15 protein-coding genes are annotated in these 19,364 nt (G+C 67.7%); 4 read left to right on the forward strand and 11 right to left on the reverse strand.

Translation table 11 applies throughout. From position 1 onward, the window contains the following. Positions 1 to 86 precede the first annotated feature (86 nt). From AC13GF_RS05040 to AC13GF_RS05050, 3 genes are all read right to left on the reverse strand, one after another. Positions 87 to 1,736, reverse strand: coding sequence for a Na+/H+ antiporter (locus AC13GF_RS05040; protein WP_094000537.1), 1,650 nt, complete (start codon positions 1,734 to 1,736; stop codon positions 87 to 89). 117 nt (positions 1,737 to 1,853) lie between these two features. Further along, complete coding sequence (locus tag AC13GF_RS05045) at positions 1,854 to 2,642, reverse strand: dioxygenase family protein (protein ID WP_049443501.1); 789 nt, start codon at positions 2,640 to 2,642, stop codon at positions 1,854 to 1,856. A 31-nt stretch (positions 2,643 to 2,673) separates the two neighbouring features. Next, positions 2,674 to 3,084 (reverse strand): DoxX family protein, encoded by a 411-nt coding sequence (locus tag AC13GF_RS05050; protein WP_483003562.1) that lies wholly within the window; start codon positions 3,082 to 3,084, stop codon positions 2,674 to 2,676. Positions 3,085 to 3,180: 96 nt separating this feature from the next. On the opposite strand from AC13GF_RS05050, the gene AC13GF_RS05055 reads away from it, so the two are divergent. Continuing rightward, the gene (locus AC13GF_RS05055; protein ID WP_483003563.1) at positions 3,181 to 4,062 is read left to right on the forward strand and encodes a LysR family transcriptional regulator; all 882 of its coding nucleotides are present in this window, start codon (positions 3,181 to 3,183) and stop codon (positions 4,060 to 4,062) included. A gap of 95 nt (positions 4,063 to 4,157) precedes the next feature. Here the strand turns inward: AC13GF_RS05055 and AC13GF_RS05060 are convergent, their stop codons facing one another. Beyond that, positions 4,158 to 7,220: a bifunctional diguanylate cyclase/phosphodiesterase gene (locus AC13GF_RS05060; protein WP_483003565.1), complete on the reverse strand. Its 3,063-nt coding sequence runs from the start codon at positions 7,218 to 7,220 to the stop codon at positions 4,158 to 4,160. A 176-nt stretch (positions 7,221 to 7,396) separates the two neighbouring features. On the opposite strand from AC13GF_RS05060, the gene AC13GF_RS05065 reads away from it, so the two are divergent. After that, positions 7,397 to 9,508, forward strand: coding sequence for a M13 family metallopeptidase (locus AC13GF_RS05065; RefSeq protein WP_483003567.1), 2,112 nt, complete (start codon positions 7,397 to 7,399; stop codon positions 9,506 to 9,508). A gap of 182 nt (positions 9,509 to 9,690) precedes the next feature. Here AC13GF_RS05065 and AC13GF_RS05070 read toward each other — a convergent pair whose 3' ends face one another. Then, positions 9,691 to 10,863: an MFS transporter gene (locus tag AC13GF_RS05070; protein WP_483003568.1), complete on the reverse strand. Its 1,173-nt coding sequence runs from the start codon at positions 10,861 to 10,863 to the stop codon at positions 9,691 to 9,693. Then, positions 10,860 to 12,074 (reverse strand): MFS transporter, encoded by a 1,215-nt coding sequence (locus AC13GF_RS05075; RefSeq protein ID WP_483003569.1) that lies wholly within the window; start codon positions 12,072 to 12,074, stop codon positions 10,860 to 10,862. The genes AC13GF_RS05070 and AC13GF_RS05075 overlap by 4 nt, the downstream gene beginning before the upstream one ends. Positions 12,075 to 12,207: 133 nt before the next feature. Between AC13GF_RS05075 and AC13GF_RS05080 the strand changes: the two genes are divergently transcribed. Beyond that, positions 12,208 to 12,795 (forward strand): TetR/AcrR family transcriptional regulator, encoded by a 588-nt coding sequence (locus AC13GF_RS05080; RefSeq protein WP_483003570.1) that lies wholly within the window; start codon positions 12,208 to 12,210, stop codon positions 12,793 to 12,795. Between the two features lie 151 nt (positions 12,796 to 12,946). Here AC13GF_RS05080 and AC13GF_RS05085 read toward each other — a convergent pair whose 3' ends face one another. Next, entirely contained in the window at positions 12,947 to 13,876 is a 930-nt protein-coding gene (locus AC13GF_RS05085; RefSeq protein ID WP_483003572.1) for an oxygenase MpaB family protein, read from the reverse strand. Positions 13,877 to 14,185: 309 nt separating this feature from the next. Here AC13GF_RS05085 and AC13GF_RS05090 point away from each other — a divergent pair, with 309 nt between their 5' ends. Beyond that, a complete protein-coding gene (locus AC13GF_RS05090) occupies positions 14,186 to 14,800 on the forward strand; it encodes a hypothetical protein (RefSeq protein ID WP_032128761.1) in 615 nt (204 codons plus the stop codon). Between the two features lie 39 nt (positions 14,801 to 14,839). Here AC13GF_RS05090 and AC13GF_RS05095 read toward each other — a convergent pair whose 3' ends face one another. The 4 genes from AC13GF_RS05095 to AC13GF_RS05110 form a co-directional block, all read right to left on the reverse strand. Next, a complete protein-coding gene (locus AC13GF_RS05095) occupies positions 14,840 to 15,184 on the reverse strand; it encodes a hypothetical protein (RefSeq protein ID WP_483003573.1) in 345 nt (114 codons plus the stop codon). Positions 15,185 to 15,202: 18 nt separating this feature from the next. Further along, the gene (locus AC13GF_RS05100; protein ID WP_483003574.1) at positions 15,203 to 15,973 is read right to left on the reverse strand and encodes a LytR/AlgR family response regulator transcription factor; all 771 of its coding nucleotides are present in this window, start codon (positions 15,971 to 15,973) and stop codon (positions 15,203 to 15,205) included. Continuing rightward, on the reverse strand, positions 15,963 to 17,222 hold the full coding sequence (locus AC13GF_RS05105) for a sensor histidine kinase (protein WP_126928754.1): 1,260 nt from the start codon (positions 17,220 to 17,222) through the stop codon (positions 15,963 to 15,965). The genes AC13GF_RS05100 and AC13GF_RS05105 overlap by 11 nt, the downstream gene beginning before the upstream one ends. A gap of 212 nt (positions 17,223 to 17,434) precedes the next feature. Continuing rightward, complete coding sequence (locus tag AC13GF_RS05110; RefSeq protein ID WP_483003575.1) at positions 17,435 to 19,084, reverse strand: M28 family metallopeptidase; 1,650 nt, start codon at positions 19,082 to 19,084, stop codon at positions 17,435 to 17,437. Positions 19,085 to 19,364: the final 280 nt, after the last annotated feature.

The raw sequence follows: 19,364 nt of genomic DNA on the forward strand, positions 1-19,364 counted from the left end.
ATCCTGGGGTCAGATCCCTTTCCTGCGGAAAGGGATCTGACCCCGATCAACACGGACCAAGGTCCGCACCCACCCGGGGTACACGGTCATTCGCGCTTGCGCGATTCCAGCAGGTCCAGGTTGCGGATCAGGCGCCGCGAGATCTCGTCGGAGATCACCCCGCGCCGGGTCAGCCGGAACAGCTCCTCGCGCTCGGCATTCAGGCCCGCGCTGCGCAGCTGGCGGTACCCCATTTCCATGCGCCGCACCTTCTCCGGGTCCACGTCGGGCCCGTCGCTGTCCTTCTCCAGGTGGCGCTGGTACAGCAGGCTGACCCGCGAGGCGGCGTCGTTGTACAGCTGCACGTTCTCGGTGTTCTGGTTCATCACCATCTGCTGGCGCATGCGCTCGACCCCGGCCAGTGCGGCCTTCGATGACAGCCGACGCGCCAGATCCTCTTCCTTGCGTTCACCCGAATCGGACGGCAGCTGCAGGCCCTTCAACAGCCGCGGCAACGCGATGCTGGCGCCCAGCAGCGAGAACAGGATCACCGATGCGGCCAGGAAGATCACCAGGTCACGCGCCGGGAACGCACTGCCGTCGGGCAGGAACAGCGGCAGGGTCAACACACCGGCCAGAGTGATCGCACCGCGCACGCCGGCCACCGAGGTCGCCACCACGATGCGCCAGTTCGGCGCCTCGCCCCGCTCCAGCCCGCGACGGCGCGCGCGCAGCAGGTTCCAGCGCAGCGACAACCACACCCACAACAGGCGCAGCACGACCAGTGCCAGATTGATCACCACCACATACACCAGCAGCCACCACGCACTCTGGTGGCCGGTCTCGTTCATGGTGGTGGTGGCGCGTTCGACGATGCCCGGCAGCTGCTCGCCCAGCAGCACGAACATGATGCCGTTGAAGCTGAACTGCAGCATGTTCCAGACCCCGGCGCGCTGCACGCGCATGCTGCCGGAGACGCGGCCGGTCAGCTCGACATAGCTCATCGCGATACCGGCGGCGACCGCGGCGAGAATGCCCGAGGCATGGATCTCTTCGGCCAGCAGGTAGGCCGCGAACGGAATGAGCAGGTTGACCAGCATCGCCGCGCCCGGCTCTTCGCCGAAGCGGCGCCACAGCCAGCGCTGGAACGTGGACACACCCAGCGTCACCGCCACGCCCACGGCAAGGCCAGCCACCGCCACCCACACGAAGGTCAGCGAGGCCGTGGCCAGCGAGAAGGTGCCGGTCATCACTGCCGCCACCGCGAAGCGGAAGCAGACCAGGCCCGATGCATCATTCAGCAGTGACTCGCCTTCCAGGATGTGCATCAGGCGCTTGGGAATCGGCGCCTTGGAGGCGATCGCACCCACTGCCACCGGATCGGTGGGTGACACGATCGCCGCCAGCGCGAAGCACACCGCCAGCGGCATCACCGGAATCAGCCAGTGGATCAGGAAGCCGGCGCCGATGACGGTGAACACCACCAGGCCGAAGGCCAGCTCGAGGATCGCGCCCTTGTCGCGGAACAGGCCCTGCTTGGGAATGCGCCAGCCATCCAGGAACAGCAGCGGTGGCAGGAACAGCAGGAAGAACACCTCCGGCTCCAGCGCATGGCCGCGGTTGAACACCCCGGCGATGACCGCGCCCAGGCCGATCTGCACCAGCGGCAGCGGCAACGAGAACGGCAGGACGCGAACCAGGTAGCCGCTGGCGACAACGGCTACCAGCATCGCCAGGACGACTTCAATGGTATGCATGCTTCTTCCAGGAAGCGGCGCGCGGGGAGGCTCGAAGGCCAGCGCCGGAAACCCGGAAAAAACTACCACATGCGGCCACGGCCGCGACGGCCGGGGCCGCCGCGCGTCAGCCCCGGCTCATGCCCCGTCGAAGCGGTACAGATCCATGGCCAGGAAGCCGGCATCGATGCCGGCATCGATGCGGCGTGCGCCGAAACCACCCTCGCCGGCCGCGCCCATCGCAAAGAACAGCGGCAGCAGGTGCTCGTCGGTCGGGTGCGCGCGTTCGGCGAACGGCGCCTGCCGGCGGTAATCGAGCAAGGCCTGGCGGTCGTCGGCGGCCAGGCGCTGCTCCACCCACTCGATGAAGGGCCGCACGTACGGCGCTTCCTTGCCGTCCTGGTAGTCGCCCCAGTCGTGCAGGTTGTGGGTGATGCTGCCCGAGCCCACCAGCAGCACGCCCTGCTCGCGCAGCGGCGCCAGCGCACGGCCCAGCGCGAACTGATGCTCGGGGCCGAGCAATGGCTGGATCGACACCGGCACCACCGGGATGTCTGCCTGCGGGCGCAACAGCCGCAGCGGTACCCACGCGCCGTGGTCGAGGCCACGCTGCGGGTCGAGCGCCACCGGCAGACCGGCGGCGGCGATGCGGCCGGCCACCTCTTCGGCCAGCGCCGGATCACCCGGCGCCGGGTACTGCAGTTCGAACAGCGCGCGCGGGAAGCCGCCGAAGTCGTGGATGGTCGGCGGCTGCGGATGCGCGCCGACCAGCGGCTGCCGGCCCAGCCAGTGCGCCGAGGCCATCACGATGGCGCGTGGCGTCGGCAGATCGCGCGCCAGCTCGGCCAGGCGCACGCCAACCTGGCCCGGATGCAGGGCAGTCATCGGCGAACCATGGGAGATGTACAGCGAAGGCAGGCGGGACATGGAATTCTCCAGTTGCAGGATCAGGCGGCGATCAGCGCGAACGCAGGGGCCACTTGCCGTCGCCGACCAGGAACAGCACCACCAGCGCCAGCGCCCAGAACGCCGGGTATTCCCAGCCACCGCCGGCATTGGCGAAACCGAAGCCGTTGGCGCCGTGCACGGTAACGATGGTGCCCAGCAGCAGCGGCACGCCGACCAGGCCCACCCAGCGCGCGTAGATGCCCAGCAGCAGCGCGGCGGTGATCACCAGTTCTACGCCGATGGTGAGGTAGCCGAGCACGCCGGGCAGCCCCAGCGACTCGAAGAACGCCGCCGTACCGGCCGGGGTGAACACCAGCAGCTTGGTCAGCGCATGGACCAGGAACAGCACGCCCAGGGCCAGGCGCAGCAGGGTGGCGCCATACGGCGCCAGCGGCGAAACAGGAGCGGTCGTGGTGTGCATCGGAAAGCAACTTGAAGGGAGTGGGCGCAGGTTATTGCGCCTTCACGGGCCGATAAATACGATCGTTTGACCGTATTTATTTCAAAAGGTGCAACAATGGACACCCTCGAGGCGATGCGCGTGTTCGTGGCGGTGGTCGAGCGCAACGGCTTCAGTGCCGCCGCCCAGGCCCTGGACATGTCCACCGCCGGCGTCACCCGCCAGGTCGCGGCGCTGGAAAAGCGCCTGTCCACCCGCCTGCTCCACCGCACCACGCGCCGGGTCAGCCCGACCAGTGCCGGCGCGGCCTACTACGCCCAGTGCGTGCGCCTGCTGGCCGAATTCGACGCGCTGGAAGCCAGTATCGGCGCGCAGGCGCTGGAGCCTTCAGGCACGCTGCGCATCAACGCACCGGTCAGCTGGGGCATCGCCCGCCTCGGTCCGCTGCTGGCCAGTTACCGCGAACGCTTTCCGCAGGTGGAACTGGACCTGGCCCTGTCCGACCGCCTGGTGGACATGGTCGAGGAAGGCTACGACGTGGCCATCCGCATCACCCGCGAGCCGGGGCCGACGTTGATCGCGCGCCGTCTGGGCGAATCGCGGGTGAGCCTGTGCGCCGCGCCGGCCTACCTGGCCGCACACGGCACCCCGCAGACCCCGCAGGACCTGCAGGCACACGCGTGCCTGAGCTACAGCTACTGGGCCGCCGGCAACAACTGGCCGCTGCAGGGGCCAGGCGGTGAAGTGAAGGTGGCGGTAAGCAGCCTGCTGCATGCCAACAACGGCGACGTGCTGCGCGAGGCCGCGATTGCTGGCATGGGCGTGATCCTGCAGCCGGATTTCCTGCTGGAAGACGCGCTGGCCGATGGCCGCTTGGTACGCATCCTGCCGGAGTGGGAGGCCTCGCCGATCGGCATCTTCGCGGTCTATACCAGTCGCAGCCACCTGGCGCCGAAGGTACGCAGTTTCATCGACCACCTGGTGGAGGCCGGGGTGTAGCCGAGCCTGGCGTTTGCCGGTAGTGCCGGCCGCTGGCCGGCAATCAGACACATCCCGGTCCTGGACGAATGCCGGCCAGCGGCCGGCACTACCACCTAGGCGGCCACCTCATCCAGCGCCTCGATGATCCGTTCCAGCGGCGCCGGCCGCCCCAGCAGGTAACCCTGCACCTGGTCGCAGCCGTGCGCAGCCAGCCAGTCCAGCTGCCCCGGCGTTTCCACGCCCTCGGCGATGATGGTCAGGCCCATGCTGTGGCCCAGCGACAGCAGCGCGCGGCAGATCGAGGCATTACGCGGGTTGGTTTCCACATCGGCAACGAAACTGCGGTCGATCTTCAGGATGTCCAGCGGCAGGTGCTGCAGGTAGGACATGCTGGAGTAGCCGGTACCGAAGTCATCCAGCGACACACTGATGCCCTGCTCGTGCAGGCGCTGCATGGTCTGCATCGCCTGCGCCGGCTTGCGCATCAGGCTGCTCTCGGTCAGCTCCACGTGCAGTGCGCCGCGGGCCAGGCCGAACTCCTGCTGGGCGCGGGTGAACTCGGCCACCAGGTCGCTGTTGAAGAACTGCACGGCCGATACATTGACTGCGATCGGCAGCTCACCCCAACCGGCCTCGACCAGCCGGCGCTGCGCCTTGGCCGCCGCGCGGATCACCCAGCGGCCCAGCGCCAGGATCAGCCCGGTGTCCTCGCACAGCTGGATGAACTCGTTGGGCGGAATGAAGCTGCCATCGGCCTGCGGCCAGCGCAGCAACGCCTCCAACGCCGCCGGGCTGCCATCGCTGGCGTGCCGGATCGGCTGGAAGTACAGCTGGAATTCGTTGTCGATGGCCGCGTGGATGCGCCCGGCCAGGCGCAGGCGGTCGGCCAGCCGCGTGGTCACCGCCGCGTCGAACCAGACCACCACGTTGCCCTCGGCGCGCGCTGCATGCGCGGCCTGTGCAGCCATGCCGATCACCTGCTCGGCACTGTGGCCGTCGCCGGCAATGTGCACGGCCACGCCAATGCGCGGTTCGAACTGGTGCAGCGAATCCTTGCCACGCATCGGCGCCGACACGATCTGCAGCAGATCGTCCAGCACGCGCTGGGTATCGTGCTCGGCACCGATGGCGAACACGAAGTCCTCCGCCGGCTGGAACGCCAGCGTGCCGCAGCGCGCACCCAGGCCACCGAGCCGGGTCGCCATCGACTGCAGCACCGCATCGCCGATCTCGCGGCCCAGCGTATCGGCCACCAGCTGCAGTCCGCGCAGCTGCACGAAGGCGATGGTGTAGCCCTGTTCCTGCTCGTCCAGCTGTTCGGTCAACGCACGCACGTTGAGCAGGCCGGTGGCCGGGTTGTGCCGCGCCTGGTAGGCCAGGTCGCGCTCGTAGGCCAGCCGTTCGCTCACATCCTCGGCCAGCACCAGGCAGGCGGGCTGGCCATCGAAATCGAGCTTGGAGAGATGTGCGCGCACTTCGAACACGCTGCCGTCCTTGCGCCGGTGCAGGCGCACGGTGGCATCCTGCAGTTCGCCGACACGGGCCTTGGCGATCGCACCCTTCACCTCGTCCCAGCCTTCGCGCGGGCGGATGTCGAGGATGCTCATCGCCAGGAATTCCTCGCGGCTGTAACCGTACTGGCGCACGGCGGCATCGTTGACCTCGATGAAGCGCAGCGTGTCCGGATCGAACACCCAGAACGGCGCTGGATTGCGGTCGAACAACAGGCGGAAGCGGCGTTCCACTTCGCTCATCTGCTCGCGGGCCTGGTAGCGTTCGCTCAGGTCGGTCAGCGCACCGATCATGCGGCGCTCGCTGTCGGCCACCTCCACCCGCTGCCCGCGTGCGCCCACCCAGCGCACTGCGCCCCCGGGCAGTACCAGGCGGAACACCTGGTCGAGCACCGCGCCACCGGCGAAGGCCTGGTCGAAGGCCTGTTGCAGGCGCGCCGCATCATCACGATGCACGCGCGCGAAGAAATCAGCCACCGGCAGTGCATCTGTCTGCACGCCGAAGATCTCGCGCGCCAGCGGTGACCAGCGCAACAGCGCGGCATCCTCGTCCACGTACCAGGTGCAGACGCGCCCGACCTGGTGGGCCAGGCGCAGTTCGGCATGCCCGGTCTTCAGTTCCTCGGCCATCGACTGCTGGCGGCGGGTACTGCGGCGTACCGCGTACAACAGCACCATCAACACCACGATGTAGGCCAGCACGATGGCCACCGATGCCTGCAGGTAGGGCCACCACGGTGCCAGCACATCTTCGTCGGCCAGGCCCACCTGTACCGCCAGCGGGCTGCGCTCCAGCGTGCTGATGGTAATGATGCGCGGAACGCCATCGACCACGCCCGGCAGGCTGCCCAGCTCGACCACGGCCTGCTTGCCGAGCAGGTCGCGATGCGGGAGATCGTAGCGACGACCGACCGTGCCGTGCGGGTCTGGCACGCGGGCCAGCATGTAGCCTTCCGCATCGCTGATCGAGACCAGCCCGTTCGGGCCAACATCGAGCCCGCCGACGATGCGCTGCAGTTCGCCGCAGCGCAGCCGCGCCAGCAACCAGCGGTCACCGGCCATCGGTAGCGCCAGCGGCACCACCCAGCCACCGTCGCTGGCGCGCAGCGGCGGGCCGATGTACAGCGAACTGCCCAGGCCGCGGCGCTGCGGATCGGTCCACAGCGGCAGGTTCAGGTCACCTTTGCCGGCCGTCAGGGCGCGGCCATAGCTGTCCAGCACCACGATACTGTGCAGCTCGGCATGCCGGCGCAGCACGCCGCCGATGGAGGCATCCAGCAGCGCCGGCGCCTGCGCGGGCACGCTGCGGAACACCTCAACGGCATCGGCGGCGATGCCGGACATCGCCCGCTCCAGGTTGCGCAGCTCCAGCGCCAGCAGGCGTTCGCTGCCCACCGCCAGCGCACGGCTCTGGCGCTGTGCGGCCTCCAGCCGGCGGTGATGGTCGTTGGCCAGCATGGTGGCCAACCCGGCCACCAACAGAATGCCCAGCAACACCCCGCCCCAGGTAATGGCGCGCAGCGGCCGGGCCAACGCCCGTTTCAGCGCGGGCATCGGTTGGTCTTCCTTGTGCAGTCGGCTGGCTTCATGCGCGAACGAATCCTCAACGTCCCCGACCTCAACGGCCGGCGGACGCCATTCTTGACGCCTGACCCCACCCCGCATGGCCACCTCCCCGTGTCCGCGCAGGGTTCCTGGGCCCAGCATGCACCACCCCGGTGACGACGTGAAGATCGCTTCCGCGCGTTCAGCCAGATCCCGCACAGGGCAGGTGCCACAACGGGAGGGCCAGCCGGGGCGGAGCGGATTAGACTTGGGGTTTTCCGCTGCAAGAGAAGTCCATGTCCAAGCTGCGCCGTCCCACCCTGGCACTGGCCATTGTTGCCAGCCTGTCCCTGGCCGCCTGCGACCGCCCGGCCGAACCGGCTGCCGGCACCGCCGCGCCGGCCGATGCCGCACCTGCGGCCGCCAAGCCGATGCTGGGCAGCTTCGGCTTCGATGCCAGCGGCATGGACCGCAGCATCAACGCCGGTGACGACTTCTTCGGCTTCGCCAACGGCACCTGGGTGAAGAACACCGAGATCCCGGCCGACCGCTCGCGCTTCGGCAGCTTCAACGTCATCGCCGAGAAGACCCTGGCCGACACCCGCGCCATTCTCGAAGGCGCCGCCGGCAACACCCAGGCCAGCGGTGACGACAAGCTGATCGGCGACTACTACGCTGCTTATATGGACGAGGCCGGCATCGAGCAGCACGGCATCGCACCGGTGCAGCCGCAGCTGAAGGCCATCGATGCGATCGCCGACAAGGCCGGCCTGGCCCGTGCCCTGGGCGGCGACGTGCGTGCCGACGTCGACCTGCTCAATGCGACCAACTTCTACACCGACCGCCTGTTCGGCCTGTGGGTGTCGGTGGACCTGCTGCAGCCGGACCGCAACGCGCCGTACCTGGTGCAGGGCGGCCTTGGCATGCCCGACCGCGACTTCTACCTGGGCGGCGGCCGCATGGCCGAGCTGCGCAAGCAGTACCAGGCCTACATCGCACAGATGCTGCAGCTGGCCGGCGCTGCCGACCCGGCAGGCAAGGCGCAGCGCATTCTCGCGCTGGAAACGAAGATCGCGCAGGCGCACGCCACCCAGGAAGAAACCAATGACGTGACCAAGGGTGCCAATCCGTGGACCCAGGCCGACTTCAATGCCAAGGCACCGGGCATGGACTGGAACGCCTTCCTCGACGCGGCCGCGCTGGGCAAGCAGCAGGACTTCATTGTCTGGCAGCCCAAGGCCGTGGCCGGCCTTTCAAAGCTGGTCGCCACCGAACCGCTGGACGCCTGGAAGGATTATCTGGCCTTCCACGCGCTGGACCGCGCTGCTGCCTACCTGCCGAAGAAATTCGCCGATGCCCGCTTCGCCTTCCACGGCACCGCGCTGAGCGGCACGCCGCAGCAGAGCGACCGCTGGAAGCGTGCGGTGGACGACGCCAACCATGCAGTCGGCGAAGCGATCGGCAAGCGTTACGTCGAGAAGCACTTCGACGCCAAGACCAAGGAACGCGCGGACGAAATGGCGAAGAACATCATCGCCGCCTTCGCCAAGCGCATCGACGCACTCGCCTGGATGTCGCCGCAGACCAAGGCCAGCGCCAAGGCCAAGGTGGCCGGCCTGACCGTGGGCATGGGTTACCCGGAAAAGTGGCGTGATTACACCGGCCTGGAGATCCGCCGTGATGACGCGCTGGGCAATGCGCAGCGCGCCGAACTGTTCGAGTACCAGCGCAACATCGCCAAGCTGGGCAAGGCAGTCGACCACAGCGAGTGGGCGATGCTGCCGCAGACCATCAACGCGATGAACGTGCCGCTGGAGAACCGCCTGGTGTTCCCGGCCGCGATCCTGCAGCCGCCGTTCTTCGACGGCGCCGCCGACGACGCGGTGAACTACGGCGCCATCGGCGCAGTGATCGGCCACGAGATCAGCCACGGCTTCGACAACGCCGGCGCGCTGTTCGACGAGACCGGCAAGCTGCACAACTGGTGGACCGCCGAAGACCTGAAGCAGTTCAACGCCGCCGGTGATGCGCTGGCCGCGCAGTTCAGCAGCTACGAGCCGTTCCCGGGCGTGCATGTGAACGGCAAGCTGACCCTGGGCGAGAACATCGCCGACGTGGCCGGCCTGGGCACTGCCTACGATGCCTACCAGCTGTCGCTGCAGGGCAAGCCGGGCCAGACCCTGGAAGGCTTCACCCCGGACCAGCGCTTCTTCCTCGGCTTCGCCCAGGCGTGGCGCAGCAAGAGCCGCGAGCAGGCGCTGCGCAACTCGCTGCTGACCGATGTGCATGCACCGGGCCAGTTCCGCGCACTCACCGTGCGCAACATCGACGCCTGGTACCCGGCGTTCGACGTGAAGGAAGGCCAGAAGCTGTACCTGGCCCCGGACAAGCGGGTCAAGGTGTGGTGATGTAACTGGAACGGGCGCCGCAAGGCGCCCGTTTCACCTGCGATGGGTAGGTGCCAACCTTGGTTGGCACATGCCTCGCTCTGGTAGCTGCCAACCTTGGTTGGCGAATGCCTCGCTCTGGTGGGTGCCAACCTTGGTCGGCATATCTACAAGCCTACAAACCATCCACGCATGGCGTGGATCTACCGGCGCGTTGTGGCAATCACCAGCGTGGCGACCATGGCAAGCCCGGCCGCGGCCCACAGATTCGCATGCAGGCCCACGCCATCCAGCAGCCGGCCACCACTCCACGCGCCCATTGCGATGCCGATGTTGAACACACCCACATACAACGCGGTGGCGATCTCCACGGCCTGCGGCACCGCTTTCATCATCCAGCTCATCAGGCCCACCGACACACCGCCATAGGCCAGGCCCCACAGCAGCAGCACCGCAGTACCGCCGGTTGGCGTGCTGCCCAACCAAAGGAACAACAACGGCGTCAGCAGCAGGCCCGATGCGATCGCCAGCACCGTGCCACGTGGATGCCGCGCCGCCAGTGGCCCGGCGATGAAGTTGCCCGCAATGCCAGCCAAACCGTAGGCGAACAACAACGCACCGATCCACGACGCATCCACGCCCGAGACGGACGTCAGCAGTGGCCGCACGTAGGTGAAGGCGATGAAGTTCCCGGACACCAGCAGCACGGTCAGCCACAGGCCACGCCGCAGGTCGCGCTGGCCAAGCTGCTGCACGAACTGCCGCAGCCGCACCGATGTACTGACCGGCAACACAGGAACCACCCGCAGATGCAGCAGCATCACCGCCGCACTGAACAACGCCATCGCCACGAACGCGCTGCGCCAGCCCAATGCGTCCCCGATCAGCGCGCCCAACGGAACGCCCAGCACCGAAGCAGCAGCCACGCCACCGAAGATGATCGAGGTGGCCATGCCGATGCGGTGAGCCGGCACCAGGCGCGCTGCCAGACCGCCTGCGATGGCCCAGATGCCGCCCATGCAGAACCCCACCAGCACACGCGCGGCCAACAGCCAGCCAATGCCCGGTGCCAGTGCGGACGCAAGGTTGGCGACCAGCAGCAGGCCCAGCAGTGCGCACAGGATGCGGCGACGATCGATGCCACCGGCTGCGATCACCACCAGCGGCGCGAACACTGCCGCCAACAGGGCCGGCAGCGAGATCATCAGGCCGGCGGTGCCGGTGGACGCGCCGAGATCTTCGGCGACAGGGGTCAGCAGGCCAACCGGCAGCATTTCGGTGGTGACCACCGAGAACGTGGCGAGGCCGACGGCGGAAACCGCCCACCACGGATGACGGGGCACAGGCGCGGCATGCGCAGGCGATGAAGCGCTCACGGGATGATTCCTTCAGGGGATGTGGATGCAGCAGACGGGCGCAGTGCACGTTGCGCGAGCACGGCGAACAGCAGCACGCCACCGCCTGCCACCAGCGCAACGACAAAGCCGCTGCGCACGCCCCCCGCATCGACGCTCTGCCCGGACAGCGCCGCGCCCAGCGCCACGCCGATGTTCAATCCGGCCAGCAACCAGGTCATGCCCTCGGTCAGGCGCGATTCGGGCACGTGCTGTTCGACCAGCGACATCGCCACGATCATCGTCGGCGCGAAGAACACCCCGGCCAGCAGCACGGCAACGGCGAGTGCTGGCAGGTTGCCGACCCACAGCAACGGCAACGTGGTCAGCGCGGTGGCAGCTGCGCCGGCCAGCAACAGGCGCGGCAACGGTGCCTGCAGCTTCAATGCACCAAACAACAGGCCGGCCGCGCAGCTGCCCAGCGCATAGGCCGACAGCACCGCGCTGGCGGCAAGGGGCTGCCCCCGCTGTTCGGCGAAGGCCACGCTGGTGATGTCGACCGTACCGACGATCACGCCCATCGCCAGCATCAGCAACGCCAGCAGGCGGATCTCCGGTTGCCGCAACAGCGAGCGCGAGGGCGTTGCACCTTCGTGGTGCTGCAGCGGTGGCTCGGTGCCCCGCTGCAGCACCAGTGCGGCCACGCCGACCACCAGCAGCAGGGCGGCCGCCAGTACACCAGCCTGTGGCCATACCGCCACCGACAACCCGACGGACAACGGTGGCCCGGCGATGAAGGTCACCTCGTCGAACACAGTCTCCAGCGAATACGCGGTCTGCAGCTGCGGTCGTCCGCGATGGATCGCGGTCCAGCGCGCGCGCACCATCGCCGACACGCTGGGCATGCAGCCGGCCAGCATCGCCGCAATGAACAGCGTCCAGTCCGGCGCGGCCAGCAGCGTGCACGCGAGCAGCAACAGCAGACCGGCCGCACTGGCCGCCGTGGCCCATGGCAGCACCCCGCCCTGCCCGCGCCGGTCGACCCAGCGCGACACCTGCGGCGACAGCAACGCGTAGGTCAGCACGAAGGTGGCCGACACCGCACCGGCCAATGCATAGCTGCCGCGCAGCTGGGACAGCAGGGTGATGATGCCGATACCGGTCATCGGAAGCGGCAGGCGTGCCAGCAGCCCGGCCAGGGCGAGGCCGGCGGTGCCGGGGGCCGCGAACAGGTCGCGATAGGGGGTGGCCATCAGGTTCTCCAGGGCAGCGACTTGCCTGGCGCACGGGGCGCCATGACAATACATACAGAGCGTATGAATAAGAGGCTACATTCATACGCACCGTATGTAAATAATCATGCACTGTGTATGTAAGGAGCTCCGGATGGTTCGTCGCACCCGCGCCGAGATGGAAGAAACCCGCGCCACCCTGCTGGCCACCGCCCGCCGGGTGTTCAGCGCGCATGGCTATGCCGCCACCTCCATGGACGACCTGACCGCCCAGGCCGGGCTGACCCGCGGCGCGCTGTACCACCACTTCGGCGACAAGAAGGGTCTGCTGGCGGCTGTCGTCGCCCAGCTTGATGCCGAGACCGACCAGCGCCTGCAGGCGATCAGTGATACCGCCGACGATGCCTGGGAGGGCTTCGTGCAGCGTTGCCGCGCCTATCTTGAGATGGCGCTGGAGCCGGAGATCCAGCGCATCGTGCTGCGAGATGCGCGCGCAGTGCTGGGTGGCGCCTCACCGGAATCGCAACGCCACTGCGTGCACTCGATGCAGCACCTGATCGAACATCTGGTTGCGCAGGGCGTGGTCGCGCCGGTGGATGCGCAGGCGCTGGCGTCGTTGATCTACGGCAGCCTGGCCGAGGCCGCGTTCTGGATCGCCGAGGGCGAGGATGGCGACGCGCGCCTGCGGCAGGCGACGGCGGCGCTGGAGATGCTGTTGCGTGGGTTGAAGTCGGCGCGGTGACATGCATCCATGCATGGCATGGATCTACTGCGGAATCCGCTCCGGTAGATGCCAACCTTGGTTGGCACCCACCAGAATCATGGTGTCAGTAGATCCACGCCATGCGTGGATGAAGCTCTATCGCGCGACGCGTGCCAACCAAGGTTGGCACCTACCAGGCAATCGCGGGCCACTCGCGCAGGGTTTCCACCGGCACGCCCATGCGCGTGCAGGCGCGGCTGGCCAGGCCATCGGGCAGCGCGCGGCGGAACAGCGGCGCCATGCCCTGCATCAGCTTCGCTGAAGCTGCCGCCTGCGCACGCTGGCGGCCACTGCGTTCCAGCATGCCCTCGGCCCAATCCGGCAGCAGCGCCGCACCGGCGCCGAGGAACACTTCGCGCGACAGCCCCGGCACCGGTACCGGCAGGCGAACGCCGGACAACACCTCCAGCACTTCGCGCGAGCGCTCATCCACGCGCAGTTCCGGTTGCCGCGCGCAGAAGTATGCCGCCACTTCCGCTTCGCTGCGTGGCACATCCACCGCGCCCAGCGCCTCGGCCACGCAGCGGTGTTCGTCGTAGTAGCAGTCGGCAATGTGCACCGGCACCTCGCGCCCGTAGCGACGGAAACCCTGCAGGAAACCAAATGCTTCCGTCACGTGCACCCACGTCAGCAGTTGCGGATCGTCCGCCGCGTAGGGCTCGCCCTGCGCGGTCTGGCCGCGGATCTGCGCATGGATGCGGCGTACCTTGGCCACCAGCGCCTCCACCTCGCCGGTGGGCGCATAGCTGGTGCCGGCAACGAAGGCGGTGGTGCGGCGCAGGCGTCCCACCAGGTCCTGGCGGAAATTGGAGTGGTCGTAGACCCCGGCCAGCGCGCGCGGGTGCAGGGTCTGCAGCATCAGCGCACACAGGCCACCGGCCAGCATCGAGGGGAACTCGGCGTGCAGGCGCCAGGTGACGCTGCCAGGTCCAAACCAGCCCGGGTCGCCCAGCGGGTGGTCGTAATCGATGCCACTCTGGCCACGCGGGAAGGCCTCCAGTACCCAGCGCCGGATCGGCGCGGTGACGGGGCGGGAGAGTCGCTGCAGCAGAGCCGGCATCACAGGTCCAGGAAAGGCGGAAGAGCGGCCGCAGGTTGCGCGGTCGGCCCCGATTCTGGGCGATCGCGACGCCGGCGGCGAGCCTCCGCGCTCAGCGGCGGTTTCATGTGCAGCCGCAGCACGTTTCACCCTGCGACATCCTGTCGCAGGCTGCGGCCATGATGTTGCGATGCAGCAACATTCACCCATTCAGACAAAACCCTTACGCCGCTAGGCATTGCGCCCATTGCACGGCTCGCTGGAAGTGCTAGAACTGAACCCGCCACACCGTCCAACGCTGATCGACGCACGTTCCACAAGGAGCCAGCCATGATTGCTTTGTTCAAGGGTTTGGGACTACTGCTTCGCGACAACGAGCTCTACAGCAGCCCGTTCGAAAAACAGGTCGCGCACTGGCGCAGCCTCAGCGAGCAGCAGATCCGCGATGAAGTGGCTGTGCTGGCCCAGGCCAAGTGCCAGTGGTTGATCGCCTCGATCGTCGGCTGGCAGGCGGCCTCGCTGCTGATCCTCGGGCTGATCACCAACTACCTGTGGCGCGACGATTACCACATCACCTTCACCCGCGTGGTCGTGGTGTTCGGCTCATGGATCTCGATCCTGTTCGTGATCTGGTTCATGGCCAACATGTTCGACCGCACCGCCGGTTTCGAGCGTTGGATGAAGGCCTTCAACAGCCGCGCCCGCATCAGCTCCAAGGCCGACAGTGTCGAGAACGTGGCCGAGGCCCTGGACCTGGCCGAGCACTACCCGGAAGTGCTGGACTACAAGCAGGCGGTCACCGCCAAGCGCGAGCTGCGTCACGAGGACATCCGCATCATGACCGAGATCGGGCGCATGAAGCAGCACTCCGAACTGGTCGGCCGCCTGAACCATGTGGGCGAGAACGAGCACCATCACGACCTGACACTGCAGCCTGCCTACTGACCCTTCAGGGAAGCGGGGGGACCCACAATGCCACCGTGATCACTCACGGTGGCATTGTTCTATCGGGTCCTGGCTGACGCATTGGTGGAAGCCCCTGGGCAGGTCACGCATCGCCTCGGTCTTTCCCACCGCCACGGCAAACCGGCGCAATGGCGGCGTGGCACACGCGGCCTCGCTGCTGCATGCAGGGTCCAGCACCACGTAATGGCAGTGGCCACTGCTGCTGGCGATGCACTGGAACCGCGCCTCGCCCTCGACCACGGTGCGTTTGCTGTACAGCGTGTCCACGCCGTTGGCATTGGTACGGGTGATCGAGGTTTCGCTGGACTTCTCGCAGCCGGCCAATGACAGCGCAGCAACGCAGGCAAACAGGAACAGGCGCATGGTGCCTCCAGGATGCGGCTACATGCCGCGGAACAGGCTCATGAACGGTTGGCTGACCACCAGTGTCTCGGCACGCCCCCGCAGCCGCAGTACACCGCGCCCGGTATCGTCGCGGCTGACCGCCGCCACCGCCTTCATGTTGACGATGGTCGAGCGATGGATCTGGCGGAAGTGCTGCGGATCGAGCACTTCCAGCAGTTCGCGCAACGGCGTGCGCAACAGGCTCTCACCGGCCGCGGTCACCACGGTGGTGTACTTGTTGTCGGCGCGGAAGTAAGCCACGTCTTCCAGCATGATCAGCTGCGTCTCGCGGCCGTTGCTGGCGGTGATCCAGGCCAATGGCGGGCGCTCTGCCGCACCCTGCGATGGCCCCAGGCGCCGCAGCAGGCGTTCGAGTACAGCATCGTCCTGGCGCGTTGATGGCAGCCGCGACAGGATGCGTTCGCGGGTGGCCAGCAGGCGCTCATCGCTGACCGGCTTCAACAGGTAATCCATCGCGCCCTGCTCGAACGCGTCGATGGCGTACTGGTCGTAGGCGGTCACGAACACCACCTGGGTACGCGGACTCAGCTCGGACAGCGAACGCGCCACTTCAATGCCACTGATGCCGGGCATGCGGATATCGAGGAAGGCGATGTCCGGCTGCTTCTCGGCCAGCTGCTCCAGTGCACTGGCGCCATCCTCGCACTCGGCCACCAGCTTCAGGTCCGGCCACAACCGGCCCAGCTGCTCGACCAGCGACTGCCGCAGCAGTTCCTCGTCTTCGGCAATGAGCGCCTCAAGCGGCATGGCTGCGCTCCTTGCTCGACTGCGGCAGGGTCATGGTCGCGGCCACGCCGCTGGGGAAGTTGGCGACGATCGCCACGCCGGCCTGCTCGCCGCAGGTCAGGCGCAGGCGCTCGCGCAGGTTCTTCAGGCCGATGCCGGTACCGCTGGTGCCCTGGCCGAAGCCGAGGCCATCGTCGGCCACCGTCACCGTCACATGGTCATCGAAGCCACGCGCCAGGATCCAGATCGTGCCACCGCCGGGCTTGGGTTCCAGGCCATGCTTGATCGCGTTCTCCACCAGCGTCTGCAGCGCCATCGCCGGCAACTGCACGCCGTGCAGTTCGTTCGGCACCTGCACCTCCACCCCCAGCCGTGCGCCCATGCGGATCCGCAGGATCTCCAGGTAGGCACGGGTGCGCTCCAGCTCCACGCCCAGCGTGGACAGCGATTCGTCCACCTGTGGCAACGAGCTGCGCAGGTACTGGATCAGGTGGCCCAGCATCTGGTCGGCACGTGCCGGGTCGGTGCGGGTCAGCACCTGCGCGTTGGCCAGCGTGTTGTAGAGGAAGTGCGGTTCCACCTGCGCGTGCAGCAGGTTCAACCGGGCCACCGACAGTTCCTTTTCCACCTGGGTCTGCTCGGCCGCAGCCTGCTCGTCGCGACGCTGGTCGGCAACACGGCGGCTGATCGCGCGGGTGACCGCTTCGGCGTTCTCGAAGTTGCTGCCCTCATCCAGTGCCAGCAGGTCGGCCCACCAACCGGCATCCGGTTCAAACAGCAGGGTGACGGTACTGGTGCCCTGCCCCGGCGTGACCGTCGCCAGCACGCTGTTGCGCTTGATCGCCAGCCGAGCCGGCAGGTTCCAGCGCGACGGCTGGCGGCCGTTCCAGGCATCCACGCGTCGCACGTAGGCCCGCACCTGCAGGCTGCCAGCCGAACTTTCCACGTCTTCAACGCGCGGCAGTTCGGCGATGGCCGCTTCCACCACCGAGAATGCCTGGCCAGCATCCATCGGCAGTTCCACCTGGCGGCGCTGGCGGCCGGAGAGCGTGGTCGAATCCAGCCGGCCGGCAACCAGCCAGACGCGGCGGATATGGGTGATTGCGCTGCCCAGCGCGGAGATCATCAGGAACATCGCCAGCAGGCCGAAGATCCAGCCCGGGCCATCGTTCATGCCGCTGAAGATGCCGCTCCAGACCATGCCGGCGACGAACAGCGCCGCAGCCCAGGCCAGCAGGTGACGAAGCAGGAGGGAGAGGCTGGCGAACACGGCGGCGCCTTGAATGAAGGGGGTGAGCCGAGCATAGGGCGGCCCGCCGGGCAAACAAGCGGGCTGCGACGAAGGGGGGAAAAGCGGGGATGGAAGCCGTTCTGGCGGAGCCGGCCGCTGGCCGGCTCCGCGTTACCTCCGCAAGCCTCGCAGGGATGCCGGCCAGTGGCCGGCACTACCCGGGAGGCGCCGGGCGAACCCGGCGCATGCCCTTACTTGCGCTGGTCAGCGCTGGCGTCACGCACGGCGCGGAACGACTCGTCCTTGCTCCAGTTCGGCCAGCTGCGCGCGTTGGCCAGCTGGTTGCCCAGCGTGTACAGCACTTCCAGGTCGCGGGCGGCACCGGCGAACACCCAGTCCGGCTGCCACTCGTCGCCCTGCTGGTGGTAACGCTTGGCGGTGTAGTCGTCGGAGGCCTTCTTGCCTGCGGCCACGCCACCGTCCACCCAGTCCTGGCCGGCCGACCAGGACAGCGCCGGCACGCCACGCTTGGCGAACGGGAAGTGATCGGAGCGGAAGAACAGGCCCGCTTCCGGCTTCGGGTCCGGCGTGTAGCGGATATCCCAGCCCTTGGCCACGTCCTTCAGCTGGTCCAGCAGCTCGAAGCGCGCGGCACCGTAGATGCCGAAGTCACGCGACGGCCCGAACGGCGCCATGCCATCCATGTTGATCACCGCCACGGTCTTTTCCAGCGGATACAGCGGATGGGTGGCGTAGTACTCCGAACCCAGCAGGCCCTTTTCCTCGGCGGTGACCGCCAGGAACAGCACTGACCTCTCCGGACGCTTGGCCTTGGCGAAGCCACGGGCCAGTTCGATCAGCGATGCGGTGCCACTGGCGTTGTCCAGTGCACCGTTGAAGATGCGGTCACCGCGTGCGTCCGGCTCACCCACGCCGATGTGGTCCCAGTGCGCGCTGTAGACGATGGTCTCGTCCGGGTGGCGGCTGCCTTCCAGACGCGCGGCCACGTTGTGCGAGGTGATCACTTCGGTCTTCACCGCGTACTTCGCGTCCAGGCTGGCGCCGGTCAGCGGCACCGGGGTGAAGTCGCGCTGCTGCGCCTTCTTCTTCAGTGCCTCGAAGTCCTGCCCGGCCGAGCGGAACAGCTCCACCGCGAGGTCGCGCTGGATCCAGCCTTCCAGCAGCGGGTGGCTGTCGGCCGGGTTGTCGCGCACCACATCGAACATGGTGTTGGTGTTGGAGCCGGCCACGGTGGCCCAGCCGTACGACGCCGGGGCGGTCTCGTGCACGATCAGCACGCCCAGCGCGCCCTGGCGGGCGCCTTCTTCGTACTTGTAGGTCCAACGACCGTAGTAGGTCATGCCCTTGCCGTCGAAATCACCCTGGCCCGTCTCGAAGTCCGGGTCGTTGATCAGCACGACGGCGATCTTGCCCTTCAGGTCCACGCCCTTGAAGTCGTCCCAGTTGCGCTCCGGGGCCTTCACGCCGTAGCCAAGGAACACCAGCGGCGCCTTGCTGATGTCGACGTTGCTGGCGCCGTTCATGGCGGCGCGCACGGCAATCTGCTTGCCCTGCTCCAGCGCGACGGTCTTGCCGTCCTGGTGCAGCGCCAGCTGCGGTGCGCCGACGATGTCGCCCTTGCGCAGCGGCACGGCCTGGGTCCACAGGCGCTTGCCGTCCTTGAGGTCGCCGCCCGGCTGCAGGCCGGCGTCAGCGAACTGCTTGCTGAGGAAGGCGATGGTCTTCTCTTCGCCGGCGGTGGCCGGGGAGCGGCCTTCGTAGGCGTCGGAGGCCAGTTCCTTGACGTCGGCGGAGATCCGCGCGCCATCGAATTTCGGGGTGGCCGCCATCAGTGCGCTCGACACCGACAGAGCCAGCACGCCCAGTACCACTCGTTTCATTGCTCTCTCCAGCAGGGAAATCCTTCTGGAGTGTAATGGGATTCGGCAGGGCTGCGCCCTGCACCTGCCGAAACAACGGCAACAGCCGAAGCAACAGCAACAGCGGCATTCCGTGGGATGGCGGGGTGGGTCCGGTTGCGGGGGACGCTGCAAGTACATCCATGTAAGCTCGGTCGCCGCATCCATGCGGCTCACGCCCCCGCAACCGGACCCACCCCGCCTTCGACAGCTTCCCGCTGCTGTTAGTGGGTGTCGACCTTGGTCGACACATCGCTGTTGG

The sequence above is a fragment of the Stenotrophomonas sp. 22LJNL06-5-1 genome (genome assembly GCF_056861455.1).

Excerpts from the sequence above, each read along its gene's own strand:
- AC13GF_RS05040 (WP_094000537.1), bottom strand. The coding sequence starts at position 1,736 with ATGCATACCATTGAAGTCGTCCTGGCGATGCTGGTAGCCGTTGTCGCC.
- AC13GF_RS05055 (WP_483003563.1), top strand. The coding sequence starts at position 3,181 with ATGGACACCCTCGAGGCGATGCGCGTGTTCGTGGCGGTGGTCGAGCGC.
- AC13GF_RS05075 (WP_483003569.1), bottom strand. The coding sequence starts at position 12,074 with ATGGCCACCCCCTATCGCGACCTGTTCGCGGCCCCCGGCACCGCCGGC.
- AC13GF_RS05085 (WP_483003572.1), bottom strand. The coding sequence starts at position 13,876 with ATGCCGGCTCTGCTGCAGCGACTCTCCCGCCCCGTCACCGCGCCGATC.
- AC13GF_RS05060 (WP_483003565.1), bottom strand. The coding sequence starts at position 7,220 with ATGCGGGGTGGGGTCAGGCGTCAAGAATGGCGTCCGCCGGCCGTTGAG.
- AC13GF_RS05050 (WP_483003562.1), bottom strand. The coding sequence starts at position 3,084 with ATGCACACCACGACCGCTCCTGTTTCGCCGCTGGCGCCGTATGGCGCC.
- AC13GF_RS05090 (WP_032128761.1), top strand. The coding sequence starts at position 14,186 with ATGATTGCTTTGTTCAAGGGTTTGGGACTACTGCTTCGCGACAACGAG.
- AC13GF_RS05095 (WP_483003573.1), bottom strand. The coding sequence starts at position 15,184 with ATGCGCCTGTTCCTGTTTGCCTGCGTTGCTGCGCTGTCATTGGCCGGC.
- AC13GF_RS05110 (WP_483003575.1), bottom strand. The coding sequence starts at position 19,084 with ATGAAACGAGTGGTACTGGGCGTGCTGGCTCTGTCGGTGTCGAGCGCA.
- AC13GF_RS05080 (WP_483003570.1), top strand. The coding sequence starts at position 12,208 with ATGGTTCGTCGCACCCGCGCCGAGATGGAAGAAACCCGCGCCACCCTG.
- AC13GF_RS05065 (WP_483003567.1), top strand. The coding sequence starts at position 7,397 with ATGTCCAAGCTGCGCCGTCCCACCCTGGCACTGGCCATTGTTGCCAGC.
- AC13GF_RS05045 (WP_049443501.1), bottom strand. The coding sequence starts at position 2,642 with ATGTCCCGCCTGCCTTCGCTGTACATCTCCCATGGTTCGCCGATGACT.
- AC13GF_RS05100 (WP_483003574.1), bottom strand. The coding sequence starts at position 15,973 with ATGCCGCTTGAGGCGCTCATTGCCGAAGACGAGGAACTGCTGCGGCAG.